Genomic DNA, 20,822 nt, shown 5'->3' on the forward strand with positions numbered 1-20,822 from the left:
GCGGGCCAGTGGACTTGGCCCGAGCCAATGCCTACATATGGCTCAACGGCGCCCGTTTCAAACCGCGTCCCGAAAAGAGGTAAGAATGTCAACTCCCGTCATCCAACTGATCGTCCTCGCCGCGATCGCAATTTTCCTGATCCTGCGCCTGCGTGACGTGCTGGGAACGCGCGAAGGGTTCGAAAAACCCGTGGTGACACGCGACGAAGCGACGCGCATCAAGAACCGCGACCGGTTCGAGGTGATTGAAGGTGGCCCGGATACCGACATCACAGACCACGTTGAAGACGGAAGCGACAATGCCGAGGCGTTGGCTCAGATGAAATCCGCCGAGCCGAGTTTCTCGGTCAGCGAGTTTCTGGGGGGCGCACGTGGCGCATACGAGATGATCCTGATGAAATTCGAAGCCGGCGAGATGGCTGCGATCCAGCCCTTCCTGTCGACCGAAGTCTATGAAAGCTTCGCGACAGTGGTCGAAGAGCGCGAGAAACAGGGGCTGACTATTGATGCGAATTTTGTCGGCGTCCGCGAGATGAAGCTCGTAGAGGCCGAGTTCGATCCGGAAACCAGTGAAGGCGAAATCACCGTCAAATTCGTGGGAGAACTGACCTCGGTCGTGCGTGACAAGAGCGGCGAGATTGTCGAGGGAAGCCCGAACGAGGTGAAGAAGCAGAAAGACATCTGGACTTTCGCCCGTATCATGGGATCGGACAACCCGAACTGGCAACTGGTCGCAACGGGCGGTTGAGATGCGCGCGGTCGCGTGTCTCGTCGCCGCGGTCATCGCGTTCGCAGGGCCCGCCCGCGCCGAATTGGACGAAGCCGAGATCGCAATTCTCCCGTTCGAAGACCTGAACGGTTGGCAACAAGACGACCACCATGCCGCGCTCGAGGCTTTTCTGCACACCTGCGAATTGTTGGACGATCCTCAATGGCGGCCAGTCTGTGCGCTGGGCTTTGGGTTCCAGGGACCTCCGAAGAATTTTTTTGAACTTTTCTTTCGTCCGGTCCTGATCGAGGACGGACAGCAACCCCTTTTCACCGCATATTACGAGCCGGAAATCCCTGGCTCGCTTTCGCGAAGCTACCGGTTCAACGTCCCAGTCTACCGTATGCCACGCGAGGTCGCGTCGGGGGCGCGGAACTATACCCGTCAGCAGATCGAAGAGGATGGAATCCTTGCCGGACGTGGGCTGGAAATTGCCTGGGTCGAAGACCCGGTCGATCTCCAATTTCTGCAAATTCAGGGTTCAGGGCGGATCAGGCTGCCTGATGGATCGTCGCTGCGTCTGGGCTTCGGTGGGCACAATGGCCACACGTTCAAATCGCTCGGCGATGAACTTGTGCGCCGTGGCGTATATGACAAGCACCAGGTCTCGGCGGCGGTCATCAAGAATTGGGTGCGGCGCAATCCGACGGAAGGCCGCGGTCTCCTGTCGCACAACCCCTCCTACGTCTTCTTCGTGAAACGCGAGCATTTGCAGCCCGAAAGTGGCCCGGTCGGCGCGATGAACCGGGCAATCACTGCGCATCGGACGCTCGCCGTTGATCCAGCGTTCACCCCTTTGGGCGCACCGGTTTGGATCGAAAAAGAAGGTGCACAACCATTCTCCCGCCTCATGGTCGCGCAGGACACAGGATCGCGGATCAAAGGGGCGCAGCGCGCTGATATTTTCTGGGGCACGGGTGACCTGGCTGGAAAGGAAGCCGGGCGGATCAAAGACGCCGGACGAATGGTCGTACTGCTCCCGATACAACGTGCGTATGCGATCGCACCGGAGGAGGACTAGTTTGGCCCGTCGAACGCCTCGTAATTTGAGTGATGAGGAGCGGGCCTTGTGGGAGAAGGTCGTGCAAGACGCAACACCGCTTCATCCAACGCAGCCCGCGACGGAAAGTGCAGAAAAGGCTCTTATCCAGCCTATAACGGTTACGAGTTCACCACGTTTCAGAATCGGGCAGAAGGCCAAGGTTGCTCCTCCCGCGCATGACACCGCGGCCCCGATCAACGAGCAGGTCGCCGCCCAACCGGTGGTGATGGATCGAAAACGGTTCCAAAGAATGAAGCGTGGGCAGATGAAGCCGGAGGCGAGGATCGACCTGCACGGCATGACGTTGGCGCAGGCGCACCCGGCGCTGATCGGTTTCATCCTCGAGGCAGTAGCGGATGGTCGGCGGTTCGTCCTGGTCATCACCGGAAAGGGCAAACCGCGCCACGACACTGGACCAATCCCCGAACGCCACGGCGCGTTACGTCATCAGGTCCCCCACTGGCTGAGAACCCCGCCTCTCAGGCCACATGTGCTGCAATATACGGAAGCGCATGCGAAACACGGTGGCATGGGTGCGTACTACGTTTACTTGAGGCGGCAGCGCTGAAACGTACGGGACGGGGGCCTAAGCGCGACTTTCTCCTTAGGCAGGTCAAAGCATGTAGCGGCTGACATCCGCGCTTTGCATCAACTCGCCGAGATTCGCCTCGACAAAACCTGCGTCTACAGTGATTTCCTCGCCCGCCTTGTCGGGGGCGTTGAAGCTGAGTTCCTCGAAGACTCTTTCCATGACGGTGTACAGCCTCCGAGCGCCGATGTTCTCGACCGACGTGTTCACCTCGGCAGCGATCCGGGCGAGCGCCTTGATCCCGTCTTCAGTGAACGTCACGGTCACTTCTTCGGTCCCCATGAGCGCGGAATACTGGCGGGTCAGCGCGTTGTCGGTTTCTGTCAGAATCGCAACAAAGTCGTCTTCGGTCAGCGCGCGCAACTCGACCCTGATCGGTAACCGGCCTTGAAGTTCCGGCAAGAGGTCCGAGGGCTTGGCGATGTGAAAAGCGCCAGAGGCGATGAACAATATGTGGTCGGTCTTGACCGGACCATGCTTCGTCGAGACCGTCGTGCCCTCGATCAAAGGGAGCAGGTCGCGCTGAACGCCTTCGCGACTTACATCACCACCACGCGCATCGGAGCGCGCACACACCTTGTCGATTTCATCGAGAAATACGATGCCGTTCTGTTCGACACTTTCCAACGCCGCCTTGTTCACGCTCTCGTCGTCCAAAAGCTTGTCGGCTTCTTCACCCATAAGAATGTCGTAGCTTTCCGCCACGCTCATCTTCTTCCGCACGGTTCGACCACCGAAGGCTTTTCCGAAAATGTCGCCCAGATTCATCGCGCCCATCGACATTCCGGGCTGGCCGGGAATGTCCATCATCGGCAGACCGCCGCCCGATTGATCCTGAACGTCAAGCTCGATCATGGTGTCATCGAGCTCGCCACTTCGAAGCTTCTTTCGGAACATCTCGCGCGTCCCGTCGCGAGCACCGTCGCCTGCCAGAGCCGAGATCACGCGTTCCTCGGCATTGTGCTCGGCCGCGGATTTGACCTCGTCCCGCATATATTCGCGCGTCTGGATGATCGCACTATCCACCAGATCTCGGACGATCTGCTCGACATCGCGTCCAACGTAACCCACCTCGGTGAATTTGGTGGCTTCAACTTTAATGAACGGAGCGCGGGCGAGTTTGGCAAGTCGCCGGGAAATCTCGGTCTTGCCGACGCCCGTCGGCCCGATCATCAGAATATTCTTCGGGTAGACTTCGTCGCGCAGATCGTCGGACAGCTGCTTGCGCCGCCATCGGTTGCGCAGCGCCACGGCGACCGCGCGTTTTGCGTCACGTTGGCCGATGATGAAACGGTCGAGCTCACTCACGATCTCGCGGGGGGTCAGGTCGGTCATATCCGCCTCTTATTTGGAGATTTTTTCAACGGTCAGGTTGCCGTTGGTGTAAACGCAAATGTCAGAGGCAATCGCCATCGCTTCGCGAGCGATCGTCTCGGCGTTCTTGTCGGTGTCGATCATGGCGCGCGCCGCGGCGAGGGCATAGTTCCCGCCCGATCCGATCGCGGCCACGTCATGTTCCGGCTCGAGCACGTCGCCTGCACCGGTCACGACGAACAGATCCGTTCCATCCGTCACGATCAGCATGGCCTCGAGTTTCTGAAGGTATTTGTCGGTGCGCCAATCCTTGGCCAGTTCGACACAGGCACGAGCCAGCTGGCCAGGCGTTTGCTCAAGCTTGGTTTCAAGCCGTTCAAGCAAGGTGAAGGCATCGGCCGTCGAACCTGCGAAACCTGAGACAATGTCGTACCCGCCCGGCGAAAGTCTACGGACCTTACGGGCCGAACCTTTGATTACGGTGTCGCCCAGGCTTACCTGCCCGTCGCCTGCAATCACCACTTCACCACCCTTGCGCACGCCGCAAATCGTGGTGCCGTGCCAACCCGGGAATTCGTTCTCGGCCATGATGCCTCCTTTGGCTTTTCGCTTATATGGACCCCCGGTGATGCCGCGACAACCACCGCGCTTGACCCGGCGCGGCGCACGGCTAGGGTCCGGCGCATGAGCGAGGCGAAAATCCTGCGGATCTATCTGGACGAAACGATGCTCTGGCAGGCGCGCCAGGGGACATTCGGCTTCTGCGCGAGGGTCAGCAAAGCGTTCAAGGAGGCCGGATATCGCGTCGAACTGCGCCGAAATTCGTTTGAAGAGCGGATGAAATCGGGAGCGCGGAACGGCTACTCGCTTTTTCTGATGGATGACCCGTTCCACTCCAAGGCGCTGACCATGCGCAAAGCCTATTATTTTCCATTCTGGAGGATCGAGAAGACCGCCAAGAGGTGGGAGTTCGAGGTCGCCCGAAAACCTTTTGATCCGGGCGGAATAGACACGGTTGTCGCGCAACAATGGTTCGAGAAGTGGCGACGCTGGCTCTTCAAGCGTGGCCCGGAAATCGCGGAACAGAGCGGCATGGTTTACGTCGCACTGCAAGGTAGGCTTGCGGACCATCGCTCGTTTCAGACCATGTCGCCGCTCGACATGGTCCGCGACGTGCAAGAGCGCGCGGGGGACCTGCGTATTCTTCTGGGGCTTCACCCCGGCGAAACGTATTCCAAGGCTGAACGAAAAGCGCTTGAGGAGACTGCCGCCGCCGACTCTCGTGTAAAAATCCAGACCGGTGGGATGGATGACGCGCTTCGATCCTGCGATCTGGTGGTGACGCAAAACTCGGCCGCAGCATTGTCAGGGTTCTTCTTCCAAAAACCAGCAGTCCTTTACGGCGAGAGTGATTTCCATCACCAAATGCAGCGCGTCGCGAAACTCGGGGCATCGGAGGCGTGGCGCAGGGCACAAGAGGTGACGCCGGACTACGCCAGGTACCTTTTTTGGTTCCTCCAACTCAATTCGATCAAGGCGGATGTCGAGGGTGAAGCCGAGGCGAAGATCCTCGCCACGTGTCGTGACCATGGTTGGATGGTTTAGTCTCTAATCCAGCCAACCGTTGAGGTTTTCTGTCACCACGCTGGTCAATGCCGTAATATGCGCGTCATCATCGTTGAGGCAGGGAATGTAAGTGAAACTCTCGCCCCCCGCCTCTTCGAACGCCTCGCAGATCTCGCCCTGAATTTCTTCTAGCGTTTCGATGCAATCGGCCGAGAATGCAGGCGCCATGACCGCGATGCGCTTCACGCCTTCTTCCTTGGCGAGGCGCGCGACTTCTTCGACCGTGTAGGGTTTCAGCCATTCTTCGGGTCCGAACACCGATTGGAACGTAGTCTGGATGCGGCTTGCCGACCAACCCAGTCGCTCGGTCAATAGCCGTGTCGTTTTCTGGCATTGGCAATGATAGGGGTCGCCCTCCATCAGGTAGCGCTCCGGCATCCCGTGATAGGAGCAGATCAGGCGTTCGGGCGCGTCGACTTCGCTCGGATAGACACGCTCGACCGATTTTGCGAGCGCGTCGATATAGTCGGCGCGGTCGAAATACTCGGGCGCGGTTCGCACTGCGGGTTGCCGGGTTTGCGCCATCAACGCTCGGAAAAACTGGTCGTTCGCGGTGCCCGAGGTTGTAGCGGAATAATGCGGGTAGAGCGGGAAGAACAGGATGCGGGTACAGCCGGCTGCCACCATCGCATCTACCTTGGAGCGGGTTGATGGGTTGCCATACCGCATGCAGAAATCGACCATGACCTGTTCGCCGAAGCGTTCGGTGAGGACGGCGTCGAGCTTTGCCACCTGGTTTCGGGTGATCGTCATCAGCGGGCTCTCGCCCTTGTCGTGGTTCCAGATCGTCTTGTAGTTCGCGCCGGAACGGAACGGGCGGATCGTCAGGATCGGGCCTTGCAGGATCGGCTGCCACTTCCACGCCGGATAGTCGATGACGCGCTTGTCCGACAGGAACTCGTTCAGGTAACGGCGCATCGACCAGTAGTCGTAATTGTCGGGCGTCCCGAGGTTGGAGAACAGTACGCCGGTCTTCGGCATCGGGACCTGCGGATGGTCTTCGGGCATGTGATCAGTTTTCATTCTCTGTCCCTGGCTTGGCTTCGCCTGTTACGGCCCGTCTTTCAACTTGGTTTCATCGACCCGTAGCGCATCGGCAAGCCGGGCCTTGGCAGACCCGGGTCGAAGCGGTTTCTGCTGGCTTTCATGCGGAGCCCAACCTGCGAGAAATACAAGGTCGAATGTCGCAGGTATCCGCCCTTCCGCGTCCTGAAACGCTTCGGCGTATCGCGCGGCTGCGGCTGGAAACAGAGCGCGTGGGGTTCGGCTCGAGCGGGTGGCGAGCGCGTTGCCTTCGCCCATTTTCCGAAGATCGTGAAGCAGCGCCAGTGCATCTGAATATGTGACGGTTCGTTTGGAATTGTCGGCCACCGGTTGCGCGAAGCCCGCTCTTTGGAGGAGCGCACCCAAGTCGCGCAATTCGCCCATTGGCAAGAGCCGGGGCGACAGTCCGCCGGAAAGCGCGATTTCGGTCTCGGCCAGCACGGCACGCAGTTCGGAAAGCGTTTCTCCCCCGAACATCACGCCCAGAAAGAACCCGTCCGGTTCCAGCGCCCGGAAACACTGGATGAGTTGTCCCACGGGATCGTTCGCCCAATGGAGCGACAGACCATGGATGACCAGGTCATGCGCACCCGGAGTCAAATCGAGCGTCTCGGTGTCCGCCACAATCCGCGCCCCACTGAAAAAGCGCCTCCAGATTTCTGGAAAAGCCGTCACGACGGCCGGTCTTGTAAACCGTTTGTTAACCTCAGCTAAGCGATCCTGAGCCTCGAATGCCGCTTCTTCCTGCAGGAACATGCCGTCCTCCGTGGCACGGGCGCGGGTCAGGGAAAGTCGGTCAGGGTCGGTCAGGCGCTGGGTCATGGCGCGTGACCATAAGAGGAGGCGCGTGAAATGCAATCGCTCGTCCGGGCCATCTACCCGGCTCAATGCGCCAGTTGCGGAGAGATCGTTGAAGGCGACGGCGGGTTGTGCGGCCCGTGCTGGCGTGAAACGCAATTCGTGCTTGGGCATGTCTGCGACAAATGTGGGGTGTCGTTGCCCGGCGAAACTGACGGGGAAGTGGACTATTGCGATGACTGTATCGCCATTGCACGACCGTGGTCGAAGGGCCGAACGGCGCTTGTTTATAGCGGGAAGGGCCGGAAACTCGTACTCGCTCTGAAACACGCAGACAGGCTCGACATCGTTCCCGCCGCAGCAGAGTGGATGGCCCGAGCGGCCGAGCCCTTGATCGCGTCCTCTTCGGTTGTCGTCCCGGTTCCCTCACATTGGACGAGGATGTTTCGCCGCAAATACAATCAGGCTGCAGAACTCGGTCGTGCGATAGCGCGATCGAAAGGCCTTACCTTTGCGCCAAACGCCTTGGTCAGGGTCAAAAGCGGTGAAACACAGGAAGGAAAGGATCTGGATTCCCGGTTCGCGAACATGCAGGAAGCGTTTCGTCCCCATCCCAGCAAGAGCCTCGTGCTAGACGGCAAAAACGTTCTGATCGTTGACGACGTCATGACATCGGGCGCAACATTGGCGTCCGCAACGGAGGCAGCACGATCTGCCGGAGCATCGGAAGTCAATATTGTGACACTGGCGCGCGTTGCGAAGGATACCTAGATGTCCCACAACGGGCGTATCGCCCAGCGAGGATATCTTATGACAACAGTTACGATCTATACCACGCAGTTCTGCGGGTTTTGTGCGGCCGCGAAACGTCTGCTCAAGGCCAAAGAGGTCGAGTTCGATGAAATTGATGTGGGTCGCGATTCAGCGTTGCGGCAGGAAATGATGCACAAGTCCGGCCGCCACACGGTGCCCCAGATCTGGATTGGTGAGACCCACATTGGCGGCTGCGACGAGCTCTATGAACTCGACCGTGCCGGGAAACTCGACTCCATGCTCGTGCCCTGATGCGCGTAGGTGTCGTACAGCTTTGTTCAGGTGATGATCCTGCAAAGAACCTTCCTGCAACGGTGGGACTCGTTCGACAGGCCGCTTCCGCGGGCGCAACATTCGTGCTTACTCCAGAAGTAACCAACTGCGTGTCCACCAGCGGCATCCGGCAGCACGAAGTGCTCAGGACCGAAGCTCACGACGAGACGTTGGAATGCTTGCGGACCGAAGCAGAAAAGGCGGGCATATGGCTTTTGATCGGCTCACTCGCCTTGAAGCCGGACGACACGCGCGGGAGGTTCGTAAACAGATCCTTGCTTATCGACCCGCTTGGTAACGTGGCGGCGCGATACGACAAGATTCATATGTTCGACGTCGATGTCTCCGAAACCGAAAGCTACCGTGAGAGCGCGGGCTATCGTCCGGGATCCAAGTCCGTCCTAGCAAAGGTCGACGGAACCGACGTTGGCCTGAGTATCTGTTACGATATCCGTTTCCCGCATTTGTATCGAGCGCTTGCCAAGGCGGGTGCGCGCTTTCTGACCGTCCCCTCAGCATTCTCGCCTGTAACGGGCCGATCACACTGGGAGGTGTTGCTCCGGGCCCGTGCAATCGAAAACGGCTGTTTCGTTATTGCGCCGGCCCAATCCGGGCAGAATACGCCGAAGCGGGCGACGTACGGTCATTCTCTCGTTGTTTCACCCTGGGGCGAAGTCATTGCGGATGGCGGAACCGATCCTGGAATAACTTTGGTTGATCTTGACCTTGCAGACGTGGAAAGGTCGCGCCAACGCATTCCCTCCCTTGCACATGACCGGGAGTTCGACGGTCCCGCATGAACGACAATCCAAAAGACAGCCTGCCGGTGGCCTTGTTCTCAGAGATGTTCATGGCCGACCAATTGGCCCGCACGGCGCTGTCGAAAGCGTTGCCTAAGGGTATGGAGTTGAGCCATTTTTCGGTCCTCAACCATCTGGCACGAGCCGGAGAGCCTCGGTCGCCGGCACAACTGGCCAAATCGTTCCACGTCACAAGAGGCGCGATGACCAATACATTGAACAAACTCGAATGGGCCGGCCATGTTCACATTCACCCGGATTGGGATGATGCGAGGCGCAAACAAGTCACTATTTCACCGGCTGGACGCAAGGCGCGTGATGCGGCGCTTGCCGCGATTACTCCAATCATAGGAGATGTGGTGGAGCAGATCGGTTCCGAAAAGGTGCGTTCGGTTCTCCCGGTGCTACGCGAAGTGCGCACGAAGTTCGACGAGTTGGGCTAGCGTTCGAGAAACGCAAGGAGCGCGCCTTCGCCTGCGACCAGACCCGGTAGACGTGCCGGTTTCGGCAGTTTGGGCGCCTCCACGCCCGCAAGGTCAATCACATCCGGGTGGATGTAGCTATTGCGCGCGACGGTGACGGTGTTGTTCAACCGTTCCGCCGCTGCTTCTGACATGGACTTTATGGTGTTTGCTTCGCCTGCTTCGACCAGTCGAAAAGCAGCCAAGGTCCCCGCCCAGGTGCGAAAGGTCTTGGCTGTGACCCCGTCGCACATTGACGCCTCAGAAAGATAGGCGTTGAGGGCATGAGACGAGACGCCGTGCGCAACGCCGTCATCGTCGAGCCACGTCAAAAGGTCAGCACCGGGCAAGTCGCGGCACGCTTCGAGAGCTTTCATGAGACGTTTATCGTCCACCTTTTCGCGGACCTTTTGTCCGCCCTTCGCGGTGAAGCTAAGCGATATGCCGTCTTTGGTCGCGCGTACATGACGTCTTTGGAGCGTGGTTGCGCCATACGATCCGTTTTCAGTGGCATAGCTCTTGTCGCCCACCCGGATCGCCAGTTTGTCGACGAGCGCGACGCAGGCGGCGAGGGCAAAATCACGTTCCCCCGCGTCGTCAGCCAAGTCACGCGCAACCCGACGGCGGATCGCGGGCAGGCAGCGACCGAACGATGCGAGATCGTCGAACTTGGTGCGCGACCGGGCTTCCGTCCATTCAGGGTGATAACGGTACTGTTTGCGCTCTCGGGCGTCATAACCAGTGGCGAGGAGATGTCCATTCTTGCGAGGTGACATCCATACGCGTTCGTAGGCAGGAGGGACCGCCATCGCTTCGAGACGTTTGCGTTCCGGGCCGCGTGCGATGGTCGTGCCGTCCGGCCCGCGATAAGTAAAGCCGCGACCGTGTCGATGGCGTGAGATGCCAGGCCGGGAATCGGGATAGTAAATAAGCCCGTCGATCATGTGCGGCGCACCTCGGATGCGAGCTTCAAGACGCCGTCCCCGTCATCCTGTTCGATATAGAGCGCCGGGTTATCATCAGAACCCTCACGCGTCAATTCCGAGCCTTTCAGTTTCCGGGTGATCTTTTTCGTGTATGTACTCCGGACTGTGCCGCACGCGGTGCCGTTGCCCCAATCCCATTCTACTTTATCGCCGGTCTTAACGCTCATTTCTTATCCTCCCGGCGTGAAACGTCGAATGCTGCGTCGGGGTTCCTGCCGTTCGGAAGAAGCCCCAAACAAGCTCGTGACTTGGGATACCTCCGATTCGCTCTTATCTATTTGTGAACAGACAGCTGAGAGGGCTCGATTTGACCAAGCAAGAGGACCGTGCGCCGGGACGTGAGCGCGAGGGGGTGGTTTATGCCAGAGAGCTGGGACGCCACCTGACGTGGTTGGACAGCTTCACCGGCCTAGCGCTAGGAGTCCTGGCGGCGGCTTCGGGAATTTATACCTACTTGGGCGTCAGATCGCTTCTCGATGACATCGGTGCCTGGACGACCTTTGCCGCACTTTCCTATTCGCTCGCCGTCTCTGTGGGTATCTTCGTGTTCTGGTCATACATGCTGCGCCTCTTGCCGGCGATGCGGTCCGCCGCGTCGCGGATCGGTCTGATGCTGTCGATGGCGCTGGGATCTGTTGCAATTGTCGCCATGTCGTCTTGGCTGAACGCTGCCGCCCTCGCTGGGGCCGCGGCGGTCGAGCAGCATCTGGCACATACCACGCAATCTTATCAAACGGCTCTGGAACGCGCCCATTCCAAGACCATCGCCGGTCAGTCGCTCGAACGCGACGTGGCACGGGCGCGCGAAACCTTTCAAGACCTGTCGGCACAAGAGGCGACTGGCGATCTTTCGGGACTTGCCGGTCGCGGCGCGGTGTTCCGCGTGCTTACCCAGAAATCCGACGAATTGGCTGGTCTAGAGACGCAAATCGCCGAGCAGGACAGTGCTGTGAACGACGCGTTTTCCCAAGGCAACGCGATCTTGTCGAGGATGCGCGCGCTGACGGTCGAACCGGGTGCGGTCGAAGACCGTTCGGTTCGTTTCGCGGAAGAAGCAGTTCGTTTGCAGGGCATCATCTCAGAGCTCAGACAGCTCAATGTCGCACCTTTGGTTTCGCGAGCTGCGGCTGACTTGCGAGACTCGGTCGTGCTGCCCGATCTCGACGCAAGCTCAGATACTGGACGTGCCGCGCAACAATCGACAATCGATTCGGTGATGGGCCTTCTGGCTGACCGCGCGAGCACGCTTGAAGCGGCGGCGAACGAGGTGCAGGCGTTGCCTGACAGCGAGGAGATCGAATACACGCCTTTGTCTGCCGCCGATGCAGTCATCCGCTATGCTGGCAATTTTGTTCCGTCTTGGGCTGGAGCGATCGCGATCGACCTGTTGCCCGCCGTTCTGGTCTTTGTGCTCATGGTCACTCAGGCGGCGATCCGGCAGGGCATGGGCGCACAATCCATAGAGGATCGCATGACGGTGTCCGAGATGCGGGCAGCACTGGAGGCAGCGCGACGGCTCGACTTGACCGACCATCATCCTGATCCGACACCGCCGGACGATGGTGAAAAAGAAGACCGCGTGCTCAGGGCGGCGGAATAGTCATGGACACGACTGATGCGCAACCAACCGGTATCAAGCGTGCGATACTGGGAATCGTCGGGGCACAGGTTGCCATCGCCGCCGCTTTGATCGTGATCGACCTCGCCGACGCAATGCCGCGGATCGACCCGCTTACCCGTCAGGTGCCGTCCGGCCCCGCCACACGGCCCTATTCACCGGACCGCGCCCCGACCACGTCGCCCGATGGGGCACCGTCCAATGCGCCGATGCCGGAACGGTTGGAAATCAGCGGTGAAGGCACGACCGTAACCCTGACCGGACAAATCGCGGTTGGGGACGGCGATCGGATTACCGGGGAGCTGGCCACCCGCGCCAATGCGGGCCAGCGGGTCGAGACGATACGGCTCAACAGCACTGGCGGGTCCGTTTCTGATGCGCTCGAGATCGGAGACGTGATCCGCGCCTCTGGAATGTCCACCACTTTGGAGGAAAGCGCCGTCTGCCTTTCAGCCTGTCCCTACATCTTTGCTGGCGGTGTTGCACGAACGGTCGCGCAAACCGCGAAACTCGGCGTGCATCAGCATTATTTCGGGGAAAGTGCGATCCTGCCCGCGTTCATGGCGGTCGAAGACGTGCAGCGCGGTCAGGCCGAAGTCATGGCGCACCTCGCGCGCATGGGGATCGGGTTGGGCGTGATGGAACATGCTTTGCGCACACCTCCGGAACAGATCTACATGCTCTCGCGTGAGGAACTGACGGAGTATTCTTTCGTCACGGAATAAAGTCTATTTCGGCTTCACGCTTGCGGTCACGTAGTTCACCGACAGGTCTCGGGACGAAATCGACCAACTCCACAAGATCGGATTGAAAACAAAACCTTTGCGATCGACCATCCGAAGCCCTGCGCGGGTGGCGAGGTCTTCCAACTCGTCCGGCGTTATGAACTTGTCCCACTCATGCGTGCCCTTTGGCAGCCAGCGCATCACATGCTCGGCGCCTACAATAGCGACCATAAAACTCTTGGGGTTCCGGTTGATCGTCGAGGCGACCATCAGTCCGCCCGGTTTCAGAAGTTCCTGGCAGGCGGTGAGATAGGACTGGGGATCGGCCACATGTTCGACCACCTCCATGTTCAGGACCACGTCGAATTGCTCTCCGTCCGCCGCGAGTACTTCGGCGGTGGTGTGGCGGTAGTCGATGGCCAGTCCCGATTGCTCCGCATGGACCTGCGCGACAGGTATGTTGCCCGCTGCCGCATCCGCACCAACGACGTCGGCCCCAAGCCGCGTCATAGGTTCAGACAAAAGTCCACCGCCGCATCCGATGTCGAGCAGCCTGAGACCGGCGAAGGGTTTGTCGTCGGACAGATCACGGCCAAACTCCGCTGCGATCTGCGACGTGATGTAGTCCAGCCGGACGGGATTCATCATGTGCAGGGGCTTGAATTTCCCGGTTGGGTCCCACCATTCTGCTGCCATCGCTTCGAACTTTGCGACTTCGCTGGGATCGACTGTCGTTTCTGCGGTGGTCATGGTATTCCTCTTTCATTCTGGCAAGCCTGTGCCTGCCCCCTATATTAGGTCTAGATGGAACACGCCGCAGGAAAAAACAGCGCAGGGGCCAAGCTCTATCCTCCGATAGAACCTTGGGACCGCAGGATGCTCGATGTCGGAGATGGTCACTCCGTCTATGTCGAACAATGCGGTGCCGAAGACGGTATTCCCGTCATTGTGTTCCACGGCGGACCTGGCGGAGGTTGTTCCCCTGCCATGCGCCGGTTCTTCAACCCGCAACGTTACCGTATCATTTTGTTTGACCAGCGCGGCTGCGGTCGTTCGCGCCCTCATGCCAGTGTCACGTACAATACGACGTGGCATTTGATCGAGGACATCGAGCTTATTCGCACTACGCTGGGGATTGATCGTTGGATCGTATTCGGCGGTAGCTGGGGTGCCACTCTTGCCCTCATATACGCTCAGACCCATCCGGGTCGGGCTGCATGGCTGGTGCTCAGGGGCGTATTCCTTGCAACCGAACGCGAATTCGACTGGTTCTATGGTGGTGGCGCGGGGCAGTTCTGGCCGGACCTATGGGCGCGTTTCAAGGAACCGATCCCAGAAAACGAGCACGGCAACCTCATCGAAGCCTATCATCAGCGATTGTTTTCAGGAAACCGCGCCGAAGAGTTGAAACACGCCCGGATTTGGGCTGCGTGGGAAAACGCTCTGGCAAGTATCGAAAACGACGGCGCGATGATCGACAGCCCGGCCGATTACGCCCTCGCCTTTGCGCGGCTCGAAAACCACTATTTCCAAAACCGGGCGTTCCTGAGCGATGAACAGCAGATCCTGTCCAACATGGGCCGGATCGCGCATATCCCAAGCACAATCGTTCAAGGTCGCCACGACATGATCTGTCCGCCGCAATCGGCCTGGGCGCTGCATCAGGCCTGGCCGACCTCGGAGTTCCGTATGATTCCGCGCGCGGGCCACGCGGTAAGTGAACCCGGGATTGCGGCCGAACTGGTTCGCACCACCGACAAGCTGTCACGCCAACGCGCGACTTTGGGCCTGTGAAGGATCAGGGCGCGATATGGGACAAGTTGTCCAAGCGCTACATTGCCTCGCCGATCGGTGATCCCGACGCTTACGAACATAAGCTCGACCTGACGCGAAAGTACCTGCGCTCCGACATGGATGTGCTCGAGATCGGCTGCGGGTCGGGTAATACCGGGCGCAAGCACGCGCCCCTGGTCGGCAGTTACACAGCGATGGACATATCGTCCGAGATGATCGAACGCGGACGCGCGCTGGGCGATGTGCCGGCGAACATGCGTTACGTCCATGGCAATTTCGACGAAGTCGAGACGACACCGGCAAGGTACGATATGGTGCTGGCTTTGTCGGTCCTGCACCTATTGCCCGACCCGGCGGCAACGGTCAAAAAGATCGCCGCGAGCCTTAAGCCGGGTGGATATTTCGTGTCCTCCACAGTGCGCACGGGAAACATCGCGATACTCCGGTTGATTGCGCCCGTCGGACAGGCACTTGGACTGGTCCCGCATCTCTCATTCATCAAAGGTGACGACATCCGCCGCTACATAACCGAAGCCGGGCTTGAGATCGTCGAAGAGTGGGAGAAGAACCCAAGGTCCGCTTTGTTCCTGATTGCGCAGAAAATGGTGTGACAACATTCTCCTTGCAGACTCACCCACCTTTCCCTATATCCCGCCTCAACAGCGGAGGCGCTGGGGTCCACACCCGACGCTCCACCGGAAATCACCGACGGGCCGCTGGCCCGTTTTTTTGTGTCCGAAAGGATTTCATGACCGATCTTGTCGCCCGCACCGCGATCGACCGCCGGCTTGCCGATCTCGTCCGTCCCGTGATCGAGGATTTGGGCTATGAGCTCGTGCGCTTGCGTCTCATGGCGGGCAAGAGCCAGACCTTGCAGATCATGGCGGAAAAGCCCGATGGCGGGATCGAGGTTGATGACTTGGCCGAGATCAACACCGCGCTGGGCGCGACGCTGGACGTCGAGGATCCGATCGACGGGGAGTACACGCTCGAAGTGTCGAGCCCCGGCATCGACCGCCCGCTGACCCGTTTCAAGGATTTCGATACCTGGGAGGGTTGGTCGGCCAAGCTCGAAACCAGCGAGCTGATCGACGGCCGCAAACGGTTCAAGGGTATTGTTCGCGGAACAGAAGACGGCGAAGTCCTGATCGAGATCGAAGAAGACGGTGCTCTGGTGACAATTGGCCTGACCTTCGACCTGCTTGCGGATGCCAAGCTCGTCCTCACGGATGATCTGATTGCCGAGATGCTCAAACAGCGCAAAGACGCGGGCATCATCGACGAAACCAAATACGATGAAATCGAAACGGACGAAGAAGCGTCCGAGGAGGACTGATAGATGGCCATTACCTCTGCCAACCAACTCGAACTCCTGCAGACTGCGGAAGCCGTCGCGCGGGAAAAGATGATCGACCCGAGCCTCGTGATCGAAGCGATGGAAGAAAGCCTCGCCCGTGCGGCGAAGTCGCGTTACGGCGCAGAGATGGACATCCGTGTCGCCATTGACCGTAAGACCGGGCGCGCGACCTTCACTCGGGTTCGCACTGTCGTGGACGAGGAAGAGCTGGAGAATTACCAAGCCGAGATGACCGTGGCTCAGGCCAAGCCTTATTTCGAGCCGGCCAAGTCCGGGCGTGAGGAATATTGGTACCGCGAAGGCCAGCTTCTGGACCTGAACGAAGTGAAGGAACCGCAGATCGGCGACGAGTTCCGCGAAACCGTGCCGCCGGTCGATATGGGTCGGATCGCTGCGCAGTCGGCCAAGCAGGTTATCCTGCAGAAGGTCCGCGAGGCCGAACGTGATCGCCAGTACGAGGAATTCAAGGATCGTGCGGGCACCATCATCAACGGTGTCGTCAAACGTGAAGAATACGGCAACGTTATCGTCGACGTAGGTGCGGGCGAAGCGATCCTGCGCCGGAATGAGAAGATCGGCCGTGAAAGCTACCGTCCGAACGACCGCATCCGCTGCTACGTCAAGGACGTGCGTCGCGAGACGCGTGGACCGCAGATCTTCCTTTCGCGCACCGCACCGGAGTTCATGGCAGAACTGTTCAAGATGGAAGTGCCGGAAATCTACGACGGCATTATCGAGATCAAGGCCGTGGCCCGTGACCCCGGTTCGCGCGCAAAGATCGCCGTGATTTCCTATGACGGGTCGATTGACCCGGTCGGTGCCTGCGTTGGTATGCGCGGCTCGCGCGTGCAGGCCGTCGTGAACGAACTGCAAGGCGAGAAGATCGACATTATCCCGTGGAACGAAGACGTGCCGACCTTCCTGGTGAACGCGCTTCAGCCAGCGGAAGTGTCCAAGGTGGTTCTGGACGAAGACGCCGGTTCGATCGAGGTCGTGGTGCCGGATGAACAGCTTTCGCTCGCCATCGGCCGCCGTGGTCAGAACGTGCGTCTTGCATCGCAACTCACCAACCTCGACATCGACATCCTGACCGAAGAAGAAGAAAGCCAGCGCCGCCAGGCCGAGTTCGCCGAACGCACGAAGCTTTTCATGGAAACGCTCGATCTGGACGAGTTCTTCGCGCAGCTTCTGGTCTCCGAAGGCTTCACCAACCTAGAAGAGGTCGCCTATGTGGAGCTCGACGAGCTTCTAGTGATCGACGGGGTGGACGAGGACACGGCGAACGAGCTGCAAGCCCGTGCACGCGACTTCATCGAAGAACAGAACCGCAAAGCACTTGAAGCCGCCCGCGAAATGGGTGTGCAGGACAGCCTTGTGTCGTTCGAAGGCTTGTCACCCCAGATGATTGAAGCGCTGGCCAAAGACGGCGTGTTCACACTGGAGGATTTCGCGACCTGCGCTGACTGGGAGTTGGCGGGTGGTTGGACCACCGTTGACGGTGAGCGGGTCAAGGACGACGGGGTTCTGGAGCCCTTCGATGTCGGCCTCGAGGAAGCCCAGAACATGATCATGACCGCGCGCATCCAGCTTGGCTGGGTCGATCCCGCTGATCTCGTCACCGACGAAGAAGAGGGCGAAGACGGCGAAATTACCGAGGAGGCCGGGGCCTGATCCCAGGCCCTGGAGTGGCGCGTGACGCGCGGGGGTGCACCCAAGGATCGAGCCGCAGGGCCAGAGCGCCGCTGCGTCGGGACGGGAGAGGTGCGCCCTGCGGAAGGAATGATCCGGTTCGTCGTCGGCCCTGACGGGTCTGTGGTGCCGGATCTCCTTAACAAGCTGCCCGGACGGGGGCTGTGGATCACCCCGACCCGCGCCGCGTTCGCGCAAGCTGCCAAGAAAGGCGGCTTCGCCCGCGCAGCCAAGGCGCAGGTTACGGTGAGCGATGATTTGGCGGATCGCGTGGAGGCAGGCCTTGCAGATCGCGTAATCCACCTTATCTCTTTAGCCCGTAAAGCGGGCGGAGCTGTGGCCGGATACGAGAAGGTCAAGGATTGGCTCGCCAAGGACGAGGCGCATGTTCTTTTGCAAGCCTCGGACGGGTCTGAACGCGGAAAATCGAAATTGCGCCCGCCGCGGGGTCAAAACAGCCTGTATAGCTGCCTGACCGCAGATGAATTGGGTTTGGCATTCGGTCGCGATCATGTGATACATGCCGCACTCGCGGGTGGCGGACTCACGAAACGTGTTGTAGAGGAAGCCGCGAAGCTTGCCAGCTTGCGCGACGAAGTGGACGGTGGGAAGGCCCGCCGGAAAGGTACGAAGACTAGATGAGCGATACGGACGGCAAAAAGCCTCTTGGGCTGAAAGGGGGCCATTCTGGCTCCGTGAAGCAGAGCTTCAGCCATGGGCGCACCAAGAACGTGGTGGTCGAGACCAAGCGCAAGCGGGTCGTCAAACCCAAGCCCGGTGCGGGCGCGGGCGGCGGCGCGGGTGCGGGCTCTCCTGCGACGGATCCGTCCAAGCGTCCTGCCGGTATCTCGGATGCCGAGCTGGAACGTCGGATGAAGGCGCTGGCAGCGGCCAAGGCGAACGAAGCCGAGGAAGCACAGAAGCGTCAGGAAGAAGAGAAAGCGCGCGAAGAAGAGCGTGACCGTCGTCGCCGCGAGCAGGAGGAGAAGGAGCGCGAGGAACAAGAGCGCGCCGAAGCCGCCCGTAAGAAGTCCGAAGACGACGAACGCAAAGCCAAGGAAGCGGCAGCGGCCAAGGCCAAGCCTGCGCCTGAGGCTGACCCCGCCGCTGCGCAGGCTGCCGAAGCCCGCAGCGCCAAGACCCAGGCGCGGAAGCCGGAACGCGACAAGACGACGGTTGACGACCGGAACCGCGGCAAAGGCAAAGGCGGTGATGGCCGCCGGGGCGGCAAGCTGACCGTGAATCAGGCGCTTTCGGGCGGCGAAGGCGGGCGGCAACGCTCGATGGCCGCGATGAAGCGCAAGCAGGAGCGTATGCGCCAGAAGGCGATGGGCAACGCTGAACCGCGCGAGAAGGTCGTGCGCGACGTCCAGGTGCCGGACGCGATTCTGGTGCAGGAACTGGCCAACCGTATGGCCGAACGTGCCGCTGACGTAGTCAAGGCGCTCATGCAGATGGGCATGATGGTCACGCAAAACCAGACAATCGACCAGGACACCGCAGAACTGATCGTCGAGGAATTCGGCCACAACATGGTGCGCGTCTCGGACGCGGACGTGGAACAGGTGATCGACACCGTGGATGACAAGGAAGAGGATCTCGTATCCCGTCCGCCGGTCATCACGATCATGGGCCACGTCGACCACGGCAAGACCTCGCTTCTTGATGCGATCCGCAACGCCAAAGTCACGGCGGGTGAAGCTGGCGGCATTACGCAGCATATTGGTGCCTACCAGGTGACGACCGACAGCGGGGCAGTCTTGTCCTTCCTCGATACGCCAGGCCACGCCGCTTTTACGTCAATGCGGGCCCGCGGCGCGCAAGTGACGGACATCGTCGTGCTTGTGGTGGCAGCGGATGACGCGGTCATGCCGCAGACGATCGAGGCCATCAACCACGCCAAGGCCGCGGAAGTGCCGATGATCGTGGCGATCAACAAGTGTGACAAGCCCGATGCTAACCCCGACAAGGTGCGCACCGACCTGCTTCAGCACGAAGTGATCGTCGAAGGCCTGTCGGGCGAAGTGCAGGACGTCGAAGTCTCGGCGCACACTGGTCAGGGTCTGGACGAGTTGCTCGAAGCCATCGCGCTTCAGTCGGAAATCCTCGAACTCAAGGCGAACCCGAAGCGGGCCGCCCAAGGTGCGGTGATCGAAGCTCAGCTCGACGTGGGCCGCGGCCCAGTCGCGACCGTGCTCGTGCAAAACGGCACGTTGCGTCAGGGCGACATCTTCGTCGTTGGCGAACAATGGGGCAAGGTCCGTGCGATGGAGAATGATCGGGGCGAACGCGTGAAGGAAGCCGGTCCCTCGGTGCCGGTCGAGGTGCTCGGTCTGAATGGGACACCCGAAGCGGGTGACGTTCTGAACGTGGTCGAGACCGAGGCGCAGGCGCGCGAAATTGCGGAATACCGCGAACAGGCCGCCAAGGACAAACGCGCCGCCGCCGGTGCCGCCACGACGCTCGAACAGATGATGCAGAAGGCCAAGGAAGACAAGGATGTGGCGGAGTTGCCGATCCTCGTCAAAGCCGACGTGCAGGGTTCGGCTGAAGCGATCGTTCAGGCGATGGAGAAAATCGGTAACGACGAGGTGCGCGTGCGCGTGCTGCACTACGGTGTGGGCGCGATCACGGAAACCGACATCGGTCTCGCCGAAGCGTCGGGCGCGCCGGTCATCGGTTTCAACGTCCGGGCCAACGCGCCCGCGCGAAACTCGGCCAACCAGAAGGGCGTGGAAATCCGCTATTACAGCGTGATTTATGACCTTGTGGACGACGTAAAAGCGGCGGCCTCCGGCCTGTTGTCCGCCGAAGTGCGCGAGAACTTCATCGGCTATGCCGAGATCAAAGAGGTCTTCAAGGTCTCCAACGTTGGCAAGGTCGCCGGTTGTCTCGTCACCGAAGGTGTTGCGCGCCGCTCTGCCGGCGTGCGTCTCCTGCGCGACAACGTGGTGATCCACGAAGGTACGCTGAAGACACTCAAGCGCTTCAAGGACGAAGTTCCCGAGGTTCAGTCGGGTCAAGAATGCGGGATGGCGTTCGAGAACTACGACGACATTCGCCCGGCCGACGTGATCGAGATCTTTGAACGCGAAGAAGTCGAGCGTCAGCTGGACTGATCCGG

23 protein-coding genes are annotated in these 20,822 nt (G+C 60.0%); 16 read left to right on the plus strand and 7 right to left on the minus strand.

The window, feature by feature from the left end; genetic code table 11:
• Window positions 1-85 precede the first annotated feature (85 nt).
• From KJP28_RS14240 to KJP28_RS14250, 3 genes are read left to right on the plus strand one after another with little or no spacing between them, the layout of a single operon-like run.
• Complete coding sequence (locus KJP28_RS14240) at window positions 86-748, plus strand: Tim44/TimA family putative adaptor protein (protein ID WP_218393279.1); 663 nt, start codon at window positions 86-88, stop codon at window positions 746-748.
• A 1-nt stretch (window position 749) separates the two neighbouring features.
• Window positions 750-1,790, plus strand: coding sequence for a murein transglycosylase A (gene mltA, locus KJP28_RS14245; RefSeq protein WP_218393280.1), 1,041 nt, complete (start codon window positions 750-752; stop codon window positions 1,788-1,790).
• A gap of 1 nt (window position 1,791) precedes the next feature.
• Complete coding sequence (locus tag KJP28_RS14250) at window positions 1,792-2,379, plus strand: Smr/MutS family protein (protein ID WP_218393281.1); 588 nt, start codon at window positions 1,792-1,794, stop codon at window positions 2,377-2,379.
• Between the two features lie 45 nt (window positions 2,380-2,424).
• Here the strand turns inward: KJP28_RS14250 and hslU are convergent, their stop codons facing one another.
• Window positions 2,425-3,735: an ATP-dependent protease ATPase subunit HslU gene (gene hslU, locus KJP28_RS14255; protein ID WP_218393282.1), complete on the minus strand. Its 1,311-nt coding sequence runs from the start codon at window positions 3,733-3,735 to the stop codon at window positions 2,425-2,427.
• Window positions 3,736-3,744: 9 nt separating this feature from the next.
• Window positions 3,745-4,302 carry an ATP-dependent protease subunit HslV gene (hslV, locus tag KJP28_RS14260; protein WP_218393283.1) on the minus strand — a complete coding sequence of 186 codons (558 nt, stop codon included), beginning with the start codon at window positions 4,300-4,302 and terminating at the stop codon, window positions 3,745-3,747.
• A 96-nt stretch (window positions 4,303-4,398) separates the two neighbouring features.
• Here hslV and KJP28_RS14265 point away from each other — a divergent pair, with 96 nt between their 5' ends.
• Window positions 4,399-5,319 carry a hypothetical protein gene (locus KJP28_RS14265; protein WP_218393284.1) on the plus strand — a complete coding sequence of 307 codons (921 nt, stop codon included), beginning with the start codon at window positions 4,399-4,401 and terminating at the stop codon, window positions 5,317-5,319.
• A 3-nt stretch (window positions 5,320-5,322) separates the two neighbouring features.
• Here KJP28_RS14265 and hemH read toward each other — a convergent pair whose 3' ends face one another.
• Together hemH and KJP28_RS14275 are read right to left on the minus strand one after the other, a co-directional pair.
• Window positions 5,323-6,363, minus strand: a complete 1,041-nt coding sequence (hemH, locus tag KJP28_RS14270) for a ferrochelatase (RefSeq protein ID WP_218393285.1) — start codon at window positions 6,361-6,363, stop codon at window positions 5,323-5,325.
• A 27-nt stretch (window positions 6,364-6,390) separates the two neighbouring features.
• Window positions 6,391-7,206: a methyltransferase domain-containing protein gene (locus KJP28_RS14275; RefSeq protein WP_218393286.1), complete on the minus strand. Its 816-nt coding sequence runs from the start codon at window positions 7,204-7,206 to the stop codon at window positions 6,391-6,393.
• A 30-nt stretch (window positions 7,207-7,236) separates the two neighbouring features.
• Here KJP28_RS14275 and KJP28_RS14280 point away from each other — a divergent pair, with 30 nt between their 5' ends.
• Genes KJP28_RS14280 through KJP28_RS14295 form a run of 4 tightly spaced genes read left to right on the plus strand, consistent with a single transcriptional unit; the run spans window position 7,237 to window position 9,511 of the window.
• Window positions 7,237-7,953: a ComF family protein gene (locus KJP28_RS14280; protein WP_218393287.1), complete on the plus strand. Its 717-nt coding sequence runs from the start codon at window positions 7,237-7,239 to the stop codon at window positions 7,951-7,953.
• 39 nt (window positions 7,954-7,992) lie between these two features.
• Window positions 7,993-8,247, plus strand: coding sequence for a glutaredoxin 3 (grxC, locus tag KJP28_RS14285; protein ID WP_218393288.1), 255 nt, complete (start codon window positions 7,993-7,995; stop codon window positions 8,245-8,247).
• A complete protein-coding gene (locus KJP28_RS14290) occupies window positions 8,247-9,068 on the plus strand; it encodes a carbon-nitrogen hydrolase family protein (RefSeq protein ID WP_218393289.1) in 822 nt (273 codons plus the stop codon). Before grxC ends, KJP28_RS14290 begins: the two co-directional genes overlap by 1 nt.
• Window positions 9,065-9,511, plus strand: a complete 447-nt coding sequence (locus KJP28_RS14295) for a MarR family winged helix-turn-helix transcriptional regulator (protein ID WP_218393290.1) — start codon at window positions 9,065-9,067, stop codon at window positions 9,509-9,511. Before KJP28_RS14290 ends, KJP28_RS14295 begins: the two co-directional genes overlap by 4 nt.
• On the opposite strand, the gene KJP28_RS14300 is transcribed toward KJP28_RS14295, so the two are convergent.
• The gene (locus tag KJP28_RS14300; protein ID WP_218393291.1) at window positions 9,508-10,473 is read right to left on the minus strand and encodes a DNA topoisomerase IB; all 966 of its coding nucleotides are present in this window, start codon (window positions 10,471-10,473) and stop codon (window positions 9,508-9,510) included. The genes KJP28_RS14295 and KJP28_RS14300 overlap by 4 nt on opposite strands.
• Complete coding sequence (locus tag KJP28_RS14305) at window positions 10,470-10,682, minus strand: hypervirulence associated TUDOR domain-containing protein (RefSeq protein WP_218393292.1); 213 nt, start codon at window positions 10,680-10,682, stop codon at window positions 10,470-10,472. The genes KJP28_RS14300 and KJP28_RS14305 overlap by 4 nt, the downstream gene beginning before the upstream one ends.
• Window positions 10,683-10,822: 140 nt before the next feature.
• Here KJP28_RS14305 and KJP28_RS14310 point away from each other — a divergent pair, with 140 nt between their 5' ends.
• Together KJP28_RS14310 and KJP28_RS14315 are read left to right on the plus strand one after the other, a co-directional pair.
• On the plus strand, window positions 10,823-12,115 hold the full coding sequence (locus KJP28_RS14310) for a hypothetical protein (RefSeq protein WP_255552400.1): 1,293 nt from the start codon (window positions 10,823-10,825) through the stop codon (window positions 12,113-12,115).
• A 2-nt stretch (window positions 12,116-12,117) separates the two neighbouring features.
• A complete protein-coding gene (locus tag KJP28_RS14315) occupies window positions 12,118-12,858 on the plus strand; it encodes a COG3904 family protein (RefSeq protein WP_218393293.1) in 741 nt (246 codons plus the stop codon).
• A 3-nt stretch (window positions 12,859-12,861) separates the two neighbouring features.
• Here KJP28_RS14315 and ubiG read toward each other — a convergent pair whose 3' ends face one another.
• Window positions 12,862-13,608 carry a bifunctional 2-polyprenyl-6-hydroxyphenol methylase/3-demethylubiquinol 3-O-methyltransferase UbiG gene (gene ubiG, locus KJP28_RS14320; RefSeq protein WP_218393294.1) on the minus strand — a complete coding sequence of 249 codons (747 nt, stop codon included), beginning with the start codon at window positions 13,606-13,608 and terminating at the stop codon, window positions 12,862-12,864.
• A gap of 54 nt (window positions 13,609-13,662) precedes the next feature.
• Between ubiG and pip the strand changes: the two genes are divergently transcribed.
• The 6 genes from pip (at window position 13,663) to infB (ending at window position 20,817) form a co-directional block, all read left to right on the plus strand.
• Window positions 13,663-14,652 (plus strand): prolyl aminopeptidase, encoded by a 990-nt coding sequence (gene pip / locus KJP28_RS14325; protein WP_218393295.1) that lies wholly within the window; start codon window positions 13,663-13,665, stop codon window positions 14,650-14,652.
• Window positions 14,653-14,678: 26 nt separating this feature from the next.
• Complete coding sequence (locus tag KJP28_RS14330; RefSeq protein WP_218393296.1) at window positions 14,679-15,263, plus strand: class I SAM-dependent methyltransferase; 585 nt, start codon at window positions 14,679-14,681, stop codon at window positions 15,261-15,263.
• 137 nt (window positions 15,264-15,400) lie between these two features.
• Entirely contained in the window at window positions 15,401-15,988 is a 588-nt protein-coding gene (gene rimP / locus KJP28_RS14335) for a ribosome maturation factor RimP (RefSeq protein ID WP_218393297.1), read from the plus strand.
• 3 nt (window positions 15,989-15,991) lie between these two features.
• Complete coding sequence (nusA, locus tag KJP28_RS14340) at window positions 15,992-17,680, plus strand: transcription termination factor NusA (protein ID WP_218393298.1); 1,689 nt, start codon at window positions 15,992-15,994, stop codon at window positions 17,678-17,680.
• Between the two features lie 21 nt (window positions 17,681-17,701).
• Window positions 17,702-18,340, plus strand: a complete 639-nt coding sequence (locus tag KJP28_RS14345) for an RNA-binding protein (RefSeq protein WP_218393299.1) — start codon at window positions 17,702-17,704, stop codon at window positions 18,338-18,340.
• Window positions 18,337-20,817 carry a translation initiation factor IF-2 gene (gene infB, locus KJP28_RS14350; RefSeq protein ID WP_218393300.1) on the plus strand — a complete coding sequence of 827 codons (2,481 nt, stop codon included), beginning with the start codon at window positions 18,337-18,339 and terminating at the stop codon, window positions 20,815-20,817. Before KJP28_RS14345 ends, infB begins: the two co-directional genes overlap by 4 nt.
• Window positions 20,818-20,822: the final 5 nt, after the last annotated feature.

Origin of the sequence: Maritimibacter dapengensis (assembly GCF_019218265.1) — a bacterium.
Taxonomy (GTDB): domain Bacteria; phylum Pseudomonadota; class Alphaproteobacteria; order Rhodobacterales; family Rhodobacteraceae; genus Maritimibacter; species Maritimibacter dapengensis.